This window comes from Bartonella sp. AA86SXKL (genome assembly GCF_042196885.1).
The window spans coordinates 81,125-94,292 of record NZ_JBHIRE010000004.1 but is presented as its reverse complement, the minus strand read 5'-3'; the positions used below and the strand labels follow the sequence as shown (position 1 = coordinate 94,292).

The following is a 13,168-nucleotide window of genomic DNA, read 5'->3' as shown; positions in this document are numbered from 1 at the left end:
GATAGTTTAAAATAGAAAGTTTACCCTCTTTGACTCTTTTACAGATTGTTATTGGTTTTGTCCTCTTTTTTTTTATTGCATCTATGTTGGCAATCTACACCTATGGGCGTTTTGTGAAAAATGCTAGGGGGCAATGTTCTTATGCGTTACCTATTCAGAAAGATGAAACTAAGCTTGATCGTATCGTCAGTCAATTAGCTGAGGAAGAAAATGGATTGGGGATTGATAAAGATGCCCTTTCCCTCATTATCAGCAATTTGGATGCGTTTTGTGTTCGTGCAATAGGAGCTGCAGAGGCTGGGCGTAGCCTTGATCTGATGTATTATATTTGGGATGATGATTTAACGGGGCGTCTATTATTAAGTGAAATAGTTGAGGCAGCTGATCGAGGGGTTCGGGTACGGCTTCTTTTGGATGATATTAATGCTCAGGCACGTGATCCAGCTTATATTGCGCTAGATAGACATCCTCATATTGAGGTGAGAATGTTTAATCCAGGGCGATCGCGTAAAGGTGGTTTACGCCGTGGTTTAGAAATTATATTACGGGCAATTACTGTAACACGTAGAATGCATAATAAAGCTTTTATTGTTGATGGCAGGGTCGCTTTTGTAGGAGGACGTAATCTTGCAGATTCTTATTTTGATGCTGGTAAAGAATCCCATTTTCGAGATTTAGATTTGATGTTAATCGGTCCTTCTGTTAAAAAGGTAGAAAGTATCTTTGATGATTTTTGGAATAGTGCTGTTGTTTTGCCAATTCATACTTTGGTTGTTCCTAAAAGCGCAAGTGATCTTAGCTATTGGAAAGATAAATTACGAAAGTTTCGTGATTCCAAGGTTGCAAAAGTTTATTTAGATTATGTCAAAGAGCACATTAACTTTAATTGTTTTATCCAAACAGGAAAGCGGTTATTTTTAGCAGACAAAGTTGTTGTTCTTTCTGACCCTCCAGAAAAAGCATTGCGTAAAAAAGCAAGCAATTGGCTTATGAAGGCACTTTCAAAGGTTATTGGAAATGCCAAAAAAACGGTTCAGATTACGTCACCTTATTTTGTTCCTGGTAAGGTTGGCACGCAGAATTTTAGTAATTTGGTTTCAAAGGGTGTTGATGTCAAAATTCTGACAAATTCTTTAGCTGCTACTGATGTAGCATTAGTGCATGGTGGTTATGTACCTTATCGTAAGGCATTGTTGAAAAGTGGTGTTAATCTTTATGAATTAAAAGCGGAAGGCAATACTCATGGGTTGCGATTGTTTCGATCGAGTAAGGCAAGTTTACATGCTAAAGCTTTTTTAATTGATCGTAAAACAGCTTTTATTGGATCTTTAAATTTTGATCCAAGATCAGCATCATTAAATACAGAAATGGGCATTCTTTTTGAATGTGCTCCCATTACAGCAAGATTAGATTTGTTGTTTTCTGAAGAAACCACAGGGGAAATGAGCTATCATCTGCGTCTTGGTGATAATAATCGTATTTATTGGGATTTTATTGAAAATGAAAAAAAATATAGCATTGACTATGAGCCAGAAAGTAATTTTTGGCGTCGCGCATTTGCAAAAATAATAAGTTGGTTACCTATTGAATCACAATTGTAAATTTTTATAAACCACACTTAAAAAAATATTTATTTTTCTTTTCATTTTGTTTGTAGCATGGCATAATTTTTTGCCAATCTACCATGTATGAGAACCGCAGTTGTATTTTAAAGCTTCTTGCGGTGTTTTATTATAAAAGGAATTTTGATATGGCAAAGATTGTTGAAACGGGGACAGGTGCATTGGCACTGACTTTTGATGATGTACTTTTACAACCCGGTCATTCTCTTGTTATGCCTAGTCAAGTGGATCTCAGTACGCGCATTGCAGCGGATATTAAGCTCAATTTGCCATTGCTTTCTGCGGCAATGGATACGGTAACAGAATCGCGTTTGGCAATTGCTATGGCTCAAGCTGGTGGTCTTGGGGTTATTCATCGTAATATGTCTCCTGCAGAGCAGGCAGAAGAAGTTCGCCAAGTAAAAAAGTTTGAATCTGGTATGGTTGTTAATCCAGTCACCATTGGACCAGATGCAACACTTGAAGAAGCAAAATCTTTGATGCGCTCTCATGGTATTTCCGGTATTCCGGTTGTTGAAAATGGTGCTAAAGGTGAAACTGCTGGACGGCTTGTTGGCATTTTGACAAATAGGGATGTGCGTTTTGCAACGGATCCCAAACAAAAAATTTATGAATTAATGACGCATGAAAATTTAATCACAGTGCGTGAAAATGTTCAACTCAATGAAGCGAAGTATCTTTTACACCATCATCGTATTGAAAAATTATTAGTTGTGGATGAACAGAATCGTTGTGTCGGACTGATAACAGTTAAGGATATTGAAAAAGCAAAATTAAATCCAAACGCTGCCAAAGATTCACAAGGTCGCTTGCGTGTTGCAGCTGCAAGTAGTGTAGGGAACGATGGGTTTGAGCGGGCTGAACAATTAATTGATGCAGGCGTTGATATTCTAGTAATTGATACTGCACATGGACATTCTCAGCGTGTATTAGACACTGTTGAGCGTATTAAAAAAATGACGTTTTCTCCAGCTATTATTGCTGGTAATGTGGCGACTGCTCAAGCAACACAGGCTTTGATTGACAGTGGTGCGGATGCTATAAAAGTTGGGATTGGTCCTGGTTCTATTTGCACAACGCGAATTGTTGCAGGTGTTGGTGTTCCTCAGCTTGCAGCCATTATGAATGCTGCAGAAGTTGCTGAAAAAGCGGGCATTCCCGTTATTGCTGATGGGGGGATAAAAGCTTCCGGTGATTTTGCTAAAGCCTTAGCAGGTGGGGCTTGTGCTGCTATGATTGGCTCTCTTTTAGCGGGTACAGAAGAAAGTCCTGGCGAAGTTTATCTTTATCAAGGACGATCCTTTAAAGCTTATCGCGGCATGGGATCTGTTGGTGCTATGGCACGAGGATCGGCAGATCGCTATTTTCAAGATGATGTTCGTGATGAACTTAAGTTAGTTCCTGAAGGTGTGGAGGGGCAGGTGGCTTATAAAGGTCCTATAGCATCAGTTCTACATCAGCTTGCTGGTGGACTTCGTGCTTCGATGGGGTATGTTGGAGCAAAAGATCTCGTAGAGTTTCGTGAAAAAGCAACGTTTGTACGTATTACGAATGCGGGACTCCATGAAAGTCATACGCATGATGTTTCTATCACACGAGAGAGTCCAAATTATCGTGGACCAGTTTAAAGATACAAGATCCTAATATCATATTGCATAAATATAAAATTTTCCGAGAACAAGAAAGAGAGACTGCGCTTTTTTCTGTTTGTAATTTGGTGTAATAATCCCAAAAAGGAAAGAATTAGAGGTTAAAACTCTAATTCTTTCTGTTAAGACTATATGAAATAAGTTATATAAAATTAGAATTAACTTTTTGTTGTCTTCCGTCCAGTCTTTGACGCACGTTGGCGAGTGTTTGTCTGATCACTTTGGACGGATTTCTTTCCGTTGTTTGAGGGCATTGTATTATGACGGCTTTTAGACGAAGTTGTTTTTCCATTATTATAAGTCATTATTTTCTCCTTTAAAATTGTCTGGCAGTTGCCATTAGAGTAAAAACGGTCATGCCAAATAGTGGTTCCAAGCATTTTCTAAAAAGTTAATTTTTTGTTGAACGTAAGATGAACTTGTTTAATTTTATGAGAAGATTTTTTCTATTTTTTCAGAAGGATAGCCATATAAAGATGGGAGATATTTGATTTTTTTCTATTGTTCAGACAATCCTCGTAAATTTTATTTTACGCAAATAAATTAAAGAGTTTGGTTTTTTCGTAATGCATGGCGGAAATAAGTTCTTTATGGATGGCTACGTATCTTTTAGCATAAGAGGTAGAAGGATAAAAAGCGAATGGGCAGAAGATGAAAGGAAAAATTTAAATACTCTAAATTGGATCTTATAAAAAAGTATGATCAGATCATTTTAATATTGAATGTAAATTTTTTATGGCTTTGAGAAGGTTTCATTGGCAAGAAGGCGATAATATTATTTTTTTAGATGATTTAAAATTTTATTATTTTAATGGGAGAAATGAATGCGATTAGGTGGGCGTTTGCAAGCAGCAATAGATGTTCTCACAGAGATAGAAGTGAAGCATCGCCCAGTAGGAGAAGCTTTAAAGGATTGGGGTCTTTCTCATCGCTTTGCTGGAGCAGGTGATCGTGCAGCTATTGGTACAATCGTTTATGATGTTTTAAGACGACGTTATTCTTTGCAATGGCGTATGGAGAGTGATGATATCCGAGATATCGTTTTTGGTGCCTTATTAGATTCTGAAAAAATGACGCTGGAGCAAATTGACGGTGAATTGGCAGAAGATCGGTTTGCACCGCAGTTATTAGGGGCTAAACAGCGTAAATCGTGGCAAGGTCAGCAATTAGTGGATGCTCCAGACTATATTCGTGGTGATATTCCGCAATGGTGTCAAGCGCATCTGCGTCCTTTATTTGGTGATAATTGGATCACTGAAGCGGCTGCGTTAGCAACGCGTCCTTCTTTAGACCTACGGGTAAATAACCTAAAGGCAACACCAGAAAAGGTGCTGAAAGAATTAGCAAAAACCAAACTTAAATCTTTTCCATGGTTTGGGCAAGCTTTAAGAATTGCACCGATTGAAAAGTTTAATCGTCATCCCAATGTTCAAGTGGAACCAGCTTTTCAAAAAGGACACTTTGAAATACAGGATTTAGGATCTCAAATTGTTGCTCACCTTGTGGAAGCGCAAGAGAGAATGCAGGTATTAGATTATTGTGCAGGTGCTGGGGGCAAAACATTAGCTTTAGCTTCCGATATGAACAATCGTGGGCAAATTTATGCTTATGATTTTGATAAAGCGCGCTTAGCTCCTATTTTTGATCGTCTTCGACGCGCTGGTGTTCGTAATGTACAAACACGAGCACAAAAAGAAGAATTGAAGCCATTAATAGGCCAGATGGATAGAGTTCTACTAGATGCACCATGTAGTGGGACAGGAACATGGCGTCGTCGTCCAGATGCGAAATGGCGTTTAACATTAGTACAGGTGAAACAACGCCAAACAGAACAGAGGGATATTTTGAATGAAGCGATAGCTTATCTTAAGCCAAATGGGCGCCTAATCTATATTACCTGTTCTCTTTTTACAGATGAAAATGAGGAACAAATTTCCCATTTCCTTCAACAACATTCTCATTTTTCTCCAATAGATATGCCAGCGCTTTGGCAGAAACATTTTAGTTTTTCTCCTGTGCAACCAGTTTTTTCAAATTATGGACTTACTTTGTCGCCGGCCACAACACAAACAGATGGGTTCTTTTTATCTGTGTTGCAAAAAAAACATTGATCCATATTCTTACACTTTTTATCATAAACTTTACGAGAATAATCTTTTTCTTAAGAAAACAGGCTTGTGAAAAGAGAAAGATTGAATCATAACTCTCATGAGTTTTCTTTTACAATTGTTGATTGGTTTTCTATGAGCATATCACATCCAGACACTGTTCTTATTATTGACTTTGGTTCACAAGTTACACAACTTATTGCACGACGGGTACGAGCAATGGGAGTGTATTGTGAAATTACTCCTTTTCAATTGGCTTTAGAAGCTGTGCGCCGCATAAATCCTAAAGCTATTATTTTATCAGGGAGTCCTTATTCCGTTATTGATGAGGGCTCTCCGCGTGCTCCAATGGAAATTTTTGAGGCGGGTGTTCCGATTTTGGGCATTTGCTATGGTGAACAAGTCATGTGTGTTCAGCTTGGAGGAAAGGTTGAAGCTGGACATGAGCGTGAATTTGGGCGTGCTTTTTTGGAAGTTCAAGAAGAGAGTGCCCTTTTTGATGGAGTGTGGGAAAAAGGTTCTCGTTATCAAGTATGGATGAGCCATGGTGACCGTGTGGCAGCTTTACCAGAAGGTTTTCGTGTCATAGGAACCTCAAAAGGAGCTCCCTATGCGGCTATTGCTGATGAGAAAAGATATTTTTATGCGGTACAGTTTCATCCTGAAGTTATCCATACACCGGATGGTACAAAACTTTTGCAAAATTTTGTTCATAAGATCTCTGCTATTAAAGGCAATTGGTCAATGGCTTCTTATCGTGAGCAGGCAATTGCTACGATACGACAAAAAGTTGGGAAAAGTCGTGTGATTTGTGGTCTTTCAGGGGGAGTGGATTCATCTGTTGTAGCGGTACTCCTTCATGAAGCCATAGGAGATCAACTGACATGCATTTTGGTAGACCATGGGCTGATGCGCAAGAATGAAGCTGAAGAAGTTCTCACGCTCTTTCGTGATCATTATAATATAGAGCTTATTCACGTTAATGCTGCCGATATATTTCTTAATGCTTTAGAAGGTGAGACAGATCCAGAAAAAAAGCGCAAAACGATTGGTCGCCTTTTTATTGAAGTTTTCGAAGAAGAAACTAAAAAAATAGGAGGTGCAGAGTTTTTAGCACAAGGAACACTTTATCCAGATGTTATTGAGAGTGTGTCTGCTATTGGTGAAACGGTAACCATTAAAAGCCATCATAATGTGGGGGGGCTACCAGAACAGATGAATATGAAACTTGTAGAACCGTTGCGTGAGCTCTTTAAGGATGAGGTTCGCTTGCTAGGGCGAGAGTTAGGATTACCGGAGCAGTTTATTGGTCGCCATCCTTTTCCAGGTCCTGGTCTTGCAATTCGCTGTCCAGGTACTGTGACCCGTGAAAAATTAGAAATTTTACGTGAAGCAGATGCTATCTACCTTGAGGAAATCCATAAAGCTGGTCTTTATGACGAAATTTGGCAAGCTTTTGCTGTTCTTCTTCCTGTTCAAACTGTTGGCGTGATGGGGGATGATCGCACTTATGAATTTGTTTGTGCTCTTCGCGCCGTCACATCTGTAGATGGAATGACTGCTGATTTTTATCCCTATGATATGGCGTTTTTAAGTAAGACAGCAGCACGTATTATTAACGAAGTTAGAGGGATTAATCGTGTTGTATATGATGTAACCTCAAAACCTCCTAGTACTATTGAATGGGAATAATTAAAATGAAGGATAAGTTTTTTAAGAATAAAATATGACTGAGGGTTTGATATTCGAGAAGTGTAGAAAAAATCATTTAAAAATGATTGTGTATTTTCATATGATATAAGCCTTTATCTGACAATCTGTACGTCAATATCGTTTAAAATTGAGAAGTGTGGGATTTTGCATGTCTGAGAAAAAAATTGTTGCACACCGTGGAGGAGCTCATCTTTATCCTGAAAATACCCTTTCGGCATTTAATAATGCTATAGCGTTAGGTGTTGATGAAGTTGAATGCGACGTTCATTTGCTAAAAAGCGGTGAAGTGGTTGTCTTTCACGACTTCCGTCTAGACCAATTGGTTGGAAAAAAGGGGTATATTCATGACATTGATAATGAAACACGCAAACAACTCTGCGTAAAAGGAAGCCAAGAAGCACCTCCCTTATTAGAAGAAGTGCTTGATCTTTTAGCACCAACGAATGTTGCATTGCATCTTGAAATCAAGACATGCGGTGAAGTGGAGCGCGAAACAATATTATCCCAAAAAGCGCTTGCGCTAATAAAAAGCCGAAATTTATCAGAACGGGTTTCTGCAATTAGTTTTGATCCTTTTATCCTTCGTCCTTTTATTGAAGCAGGAATACCATCTGGTCCATGTGTTGATAATTTTGAAGGTGATATGTACCGTCATTTTTCTGAATGGAAGCAATTAGGTTATTCTGACCTAAGTTTAGATGGCTCTATTGTTTCACAGAACTTTATTGAATCAGCTCTTGAGGCTGGTTTTACTGTAGGGGTATGGACAATTAATGGAAAAGCTCGGTTATCATATTGGCTTGATATGCCTGTACATTATATTACGACAGATCAACCTGATCTCGCATTGCAATTGTGTGCACAAAGGTAAAAATACATCAACACAAAAGGAACTATATATCTTCATAAAGTTAGCGTAATGAAAGAAGAAAAATTATCTAATATATAACAATAATACATTGATTTATAATGATAATTAATATTTTACTCATGTGAGTAAGAGACCTTAATACGTAAGATTCTCTTATTTCAAATATTTTTACAATGAATCAATCAAAATCATTTGTTTGAACATTACAAGTAGGGTTGGTGTGTGGATAAAAAATAATTGAGAAAAGAATAAAAATATTCATTTAACGTATTTCAAATGCAAGGCTTATTAAGCATTAGGGTCTCATATGATGATGTCGTTTTGCACTTTTATGAAGTGTAAAAATGATGGCATACAAAAAGTCTTATATACTTTAATGGAGAGGCTTTATGTCTTATTTTACAGGTTCTATCATGAAATGTAGATGTATTGAAAGATTTTTTAACAGCATGGAAATTGGTCATACAGTGTCATTTTGTTTTGCATGAGGGGTGTGATCTTGTTACAGGGAAAGAGACTATTAAGCGCTTCAAAATGATTTTCTTAATTTTAAAAAAATTCTATTTGTCTCTTCTTTAAATTCAGTAGCAACATCGTGTTAAAGTTATAAGCCGAAAGTTATAAGACAAATAATAAAAGAATAAACAATTCTTTTTAAAAAAGTAAATCCAGATATTAAAATAGTCATTGAATGATATTTACGATCCATATCTTTTTACCAAGTGGCTTTGCTTATTTAAGCCATCTCACTTTTTTCAGATAGTTACAAACGCGTATTTCGTGAATATATAAGAAAGCTTATAAAAGAAAATAAATAAATTTAAATAAATTCATTTGACCTTTAGGTGGTTCCTGTTTAAATGAGAGAATATGTTTCTGAAATAAAACTGTCATAGCATGTTCATGTGTAATACTATAAATTTAGGGGGTAGTTTGTATTCCATCACTTCAGAAAGGGTGAAGCATGAGTCGTTTTTATCTTTCCATAGCGGCCACGGTTGCTATCATAATGTCCACAGCGGGGATGACAGAAAGTTTTGCACAGACAAAAATCAGCTTTTGGCATTCTATGAGTGGTGAATTAGGAAAGCAAACTGAAAGTCTCATTAACGATTTTAATGCAAGTCAATCTGAGTATAAAGTTGTTTCTTCATTTCGCGGTGAATATGAAGAGGGATTGATTTCACTCATTGCAGCATTTCGTGGAAAGAAACAGCCAGTACTTGCTCAAATTTATGACGTTGGTACTGGAACTATGATGGCTGCAAAAGGCGCAATCTACCCATTTTATCAACTTATGGCTGATACAAAACAAGAATTTGATCCTACAGATTATTTCCCTGTTATTAGTGGTTATTACTCCGATGAACAGGGACGTATCGTCTCTATGCCATTTAATATTTCAACACCCATCCTTTATTATAACAAAGATATCTTTAAAAAAGCAGGGCTTGATCCAGAACAGCCTCCTAGAACGTGGCAAGATATAGAAAACTTTTCCAAGAAAATTCTTGAGACTAAAGCGGCAAATTGTGGTTTTACAATGGCTTATGCCGCTCAATGGATTGGTATAGAAAATTTTTCAGCGTTGCATAATGTTCCTTTTGGAACGAAGGAAAATGGCTTTAAAGGACTTGATTCAGAACTTACATTTAATGGACCTTTACAAGTGCGTATGTGGGCTGACCTGAAAAAGTGGTCTGATCAAGGTATTTTCCGTTATGGTGGTCCAGCAGGTGCATTAGATTCAACACCAATGTTTATGGCACAAAATTGTGCAATTTTTATGCAATCTTCAGGATCACATGCTGGGATTGTTTCTGAAGCTCAGTTTAATGTGGGGGTTGGTATGCTACCGTACTATAAGGATACAGAAGGAGCACCACAAAATTCAGTTATTGGGGGAGCTTCTATTTGGGCGTTTAAGGGCCATACTCCAAAGGAATATGCAGGGGCAGCCGCTTTTCTTAAATTTCTTTCAAAAACAGAAAATCAAGCAAAGTGGCATCAGGAAACAGGTTATCTCCCAACCACAAAAGCGACTTATGAATTGAGCAAAAAACAACATTTCTATGAAAAAACGCCAGGTGCGGATATAGCTATCAAACAGATTAATCTTAATCCACCAACAGTTAACTCAAAAGGGATAAGATTTGGTAATTTACCACAAATTCGTGCCATTCTTGATCAAGAGTTGGAAGCTGTTCTTAGTGGTTCAAAAACGCCGAAAGATGGTTTAGATGAGACCGTTGAACGTGGAAATAAACTCTTGCGTGAATTTGAAAGATCTAATCATTAATTTCGTTTTATTGTTAAACATTAAAGACTCAACAAAAACGGTTGAGTCCTTTTTGTTTACTTTTTTAAAGTCTCTACATTTAAAGAGCCCTACGAATGCAAGAAAAACATGCATATTTTAAAAATAGTCTACTTTCTTACGGACTGCTTTTTCCTCAGCTTCTTGTGACTTTTTTGTTTTTCTTTTGGCCTGCTGCTCAAGCAATAAAATCATCTTTTGAGCGTGAAGACCCTTTTGGCTTTACAACAACCTTTATTGGTTTTGAGAATTATCTAACCGTTCTTTCTGATCCTACATATCGGCAATCGCTTCTTACAACCGCAGTATTTTCCATCTCAGTTACTGTCGCTTCAATGACAATATCACTTCTCTTAGCTGTCTGTGTTGATCGTGTCATCCGTGCAAAAAAGGCTTATACAATGCTTTTGCTCTGGCCCTATGCTGTTGCTCCAGTATTGGCAGGTATATTGTGGCTGTTTATCTTTCATCCCACCATCGGAATTATCCCTTTTTTTCTCGAGAAAATAGGGGTGCTATGGAATTATCGTATTAATGGCACTCAAGCAATGATTCTTATTGTCATTGCGGCTAGTTGGAAACAAATTTCTTACAATTTTCTCTTTTTTCTTACAGGTCTTCAGTCTGTTCCGCGTTCTCAAATAGAAGCAGCCGCCATTGATGGTGCTGGTCCCTTTAAACGATTTTGGACAGTGGTTTTCCCGCAAATTTCACCAACGACGTTTTTCCTTCTTATTGTCAATGTCAATTATGTTATGTTTGATACTTTTGGTATTATTGATAATACAACTTCTGGAGGTCCTGCGCGTGCAACGAGCATCCTCGTCTATAAAGTATATGACGATGGCTTTAGAAATCAAATAATCGGTGCATCAGCAGCACAATCAACAATATTGATGTTGATGGTTATTGTCTTAACGTTTATCCAGTTTCGCTGGATTGAGCGCCGTGTACAATATTAGGAAACAAATTATGGTTGAAAATCGCCCTGTTTTGAAATTTCTAACCCATATTACTCTTATTGTTGGTATTATCATTATTTGCTTTCCAGTTTATGTTGCTATCATTGCATCAACTCATAGTTCAGCAGCATTTAACTCAGGAACACTTCCTCTTTTGCCTGGGAAATATGCTCTGGAAAATTATAAAACAATCTTTGGTGATGGCCTTGCACAGCTGGGTTTGCCCAACCTCTGGCCACTCTTAATGAATTCATTCATTATGGCTCTTGGGATTAGCGTTGGAAAAATTATTATTTCACTTTTGTCTGCTTATGCAATTATTTACATGCGCTTTCCCTTCCGAAAAACTGCTTTTGTTCTTATTTTTGTTACATTGATGCTCCCTGTCGAAGTTCGTATTCTTCCAACCTATGAGATTGTTGCGAAATTGGGGATGGTTAACACCTATAGTGGAATGATTATTCCACTTATTGCATCTGCAACCGCTACATTTTTATTTCGCCAGTTTTTTTTGACTGTTCCAGATGAACTCTTAGAGGCGGCACGTGTTGATGGTGCAGGTCCAGTTAAATTTTTTAAGGATATTCTTCTTCCTCTTAGTAAAAGCAATATCGCTGCTTTATTTATCATTATGTTCATTTATGGATGGATACAATATCTCTGGCCTCTTATCATCACAACGGATCAAAATCATCAAACGATCCTTATTATTTTAAAACAGCTTATTGTCGAATCACTTCAACATGATCCTCAATGGAATATACTCATGGCAGTATCGGTTGTTGCCATGGTTCCCCCTGTTCTTGTTGTTATCTTCATGCAGCGGCTTTTTATCAAAGGCCTTATTGAAACGGAGAAGTAATTGTGGCCATAATCCAGTTATCAAATATAAAAAAACAGTATGACAACGGCATTCTGGTCATTGATGATTTAAATTTAACTGTTGCCGATAAAGAACTTCTTGTTCTTGTCGGTCCTTCAGGGTGCGGAAAATCGACCTTATTACGTATTATAGCAGGACTTGAACAAGTTACTTCAGGTGAATTATGCATTGATAACGAATGTATCAATGATCGTGAACCAGCTGATCGTGATATCGCTATGGTTTTTCAAAATTATGCCCTTTATCCCCATATGACAGTTCGTGGAAACTTAGAATATGGTCTTAAAAATCGTAAAACTCCTAAAGAAGAAATTAAAAAACGTATCGCACATGCTGCAAAGCTTTTGGAGATAGAACCATTTCTTGATCGTAAACCACGACAATTATCAGGAGGACAACGTCAGCGTGTTGCAATGGGGCGTGTGATTGTACGTCAACCCCGTGTTTTTCTCTTTGATGAACCTCTTTCAAATCTTGATGCAAAATTACGGGCGCAAATGTGTATTGAAATAAAAACACTACAGCGTTCATTAGGAACAACGAGCCTCTATGTTACCCATGATCAACTAGAAGCTATGACATTAGCTGATAGAATAGTCGTTTTGAATAAAGGAGCTATCGAGCAAATTGGAACACCAATGGAAATTTACGATACTCCAGCAACAACATTTGTTGCTGATTTTATTGGTTCTCCTCCTATGAATTTTCTTGATCGCCATGTCTTAGAACAACATTTAGGGCATTCATTTTCTTATGGCGAAGAAACTGATCTTTTGGCATTCAGACCTGAAATAATCTTATTGGGACAACATCCAGATAAAGGGCCTGTCTTTCACACAAAAATTGAGCTTATCAAGCTTATTGGAACAGGTTGCCATGTTTTAACGCGTTGGAATGGTATCATCTTTACGATTGAAATAAAAGAACGCTTGACACAAGACTATGGTCAAAAACTAAGTTTCACAGTTGCTCATCAGAATTTTCATACTTTTAATAAAAACACAGGAAAGCGCACAAATAATAAGTAAGCATTACTTGATGTG

Annotated in this window: 10 protein-coding genes; 9 read left to right on the top strand and 1 reads right to left on the bottom strand. The window is 37.5% G+C overall.

From position 1 onward, the window contains the following. Positions 1-29 precede the first annotated feature (29 nt). Both ACFIO5_RS03360 and guaB read left to right on the top strand, forming a co-directional pair. The gene (locus tag ACFIO5_RS03360; RefSeq protein ID WP_375633928.1) at positions 30-1,601 is read left to right on the top strand and encodes a phospholipase D family protein; all 1,572 of its coding nucleotides are present in this window, start codon (positions 30-32) and stop codon (positions 1,599-1,601) included. 149 nt (positions 1,602-1,750) lie between these two features. After that, on the top strand, positions 1,751-3,250 hold the full coding sequence (gene guaB, locus ACFIO5_RS03355; protein WP_375633930.1) for an IMP dehydrogenase: 1,500 nt from the start codon (positions 1,751-1,753) through the stop codon (positions 3,248-3,250). A 179-nt stretch (positions 3,251-3,429) separates the two neighbouring features. On the opposite strand, the gene ACFIO5_RS03350 is transcribed toward guaB, so the two are convergent. Beyond that, entirely contained in the window at positions 3,430-3,576 is a 147-nt protein-coding gene (locus tag ACFIO5_RS03350; RefSeq protein WP_273722522.1) for a hypothetical protein, read from the bottom strand. A gap of 519 nt (positions 3,577-4,095) precedes the next feature. Here ACFIO5_RS03350 and ACFIO5_RS03345 point away from each other — a divergent pair. The 7 genes from ACFIO5_RS03345 to ACFIO5_RS03315 all read left to right on the top strand — a co-directional run bounded on the left by ACFIO5_RS03345 (position 4,096) and on the right by ACFIO5_RS03315 (position 13,153). Beyond that, positions 4,096-5,382 carry an RsmB/NOP family class I SAM-dependent RNA methyltransferase gene (locus tag ACFIO5_RS03345; protein WP_375684040.1) on the top strand — a complete coding sequence of 429 codons (1,287 nt, stop codon included), beginning with the start codon at positions 4,096-4,098 and terminating at the stop codon, positions 5,380-5,382. A gap of 132 nt (positions 5,383-5,514) precedes the next feature. Continuing rightward, on the top strand, positions 5,515-7,071 hold the full coding sequence (gene guaA, locus ACFIO5_RS03340) for a glutamine-hydrolyzing GMP synthase (RefSeq protein WP_375634023.1): 1,557 nt from the start codon (positions 5,515-5,517) through the stop codon (positions 7,069-7,071). Between the two features lie 169 nt (positions 7,072-7,240). Further along, positions 7,241-7,963: a glycerophosphodiester phosphodiesterase gene (locus tag ACFIO5_RS03335; RefSeq protein WP_375611843.1), complete on the top strand. Its 723-nt coding sequence runs from the start codon at positions 7,241-7,243 to the stop codon at positions 7,961-7,963. A gap of 964 nt (positions 7,964-8,927) precedes the next feature. After that, positions 8,928-10,262 carry a sn-glycerol-3-phosphate ABC transporter substrate-binding protein UgpB gene (gene ugpB, locus ACFIO5_RS03330; RefSeq protein ID WP_375633933.1) on the top strand — a complete coding sequence of 445 codons (1,335 nt, stop codon included), beginning with the start codon at positions 8,928-8,930 and terminating at the stop codon, positions 10,260-10,262. Between the two features lie 95 nt (positions 10,263-10,357). Continuing rightward, positions 10,358-11,242, top strand: a complete 885-nt coding sequence (gene ugpA, locus ACFIO5_RS03325; RefSeq protein ID WP_375621175.1) for a sn-glycerol-3-phosphate ABC transporter permease UgpA — start codon at positions 10,358-10,360, stop codon at positions 11,240-11,242. A 10-nt stretch (positions 11,243-11,252) separates the two neighbouring features. Further along, complete coding sequence (gene ugpE / locus ACFIO5_RS03320) at positions 11,253-12,104, top strand: sn-glycerol-3-phosphate ABC transporter permease UgpE (protein WP_375633937.1); 852 nt, start codon at positions 11,253-11,255, stop codon at positions 12,102-12,104. Between the two features lie 2 nt (positions 12,105-12,106). Beyond that, on the top strand, positions 12,107-13,153 hold the full coding sequence (locus ACFIO5_RS03315) for a sn-glycerol-3-phosphate import ATP-binding protein UgpC (RefSeq protein WP_375634596.1): 1,047 nt from the start codon (positions 12,107-12,109) through the stop codon (positions 13,151-13,153). The last annotated feature ends 15 nt before the right edge of the window (positions 13,154-13,168 follow it).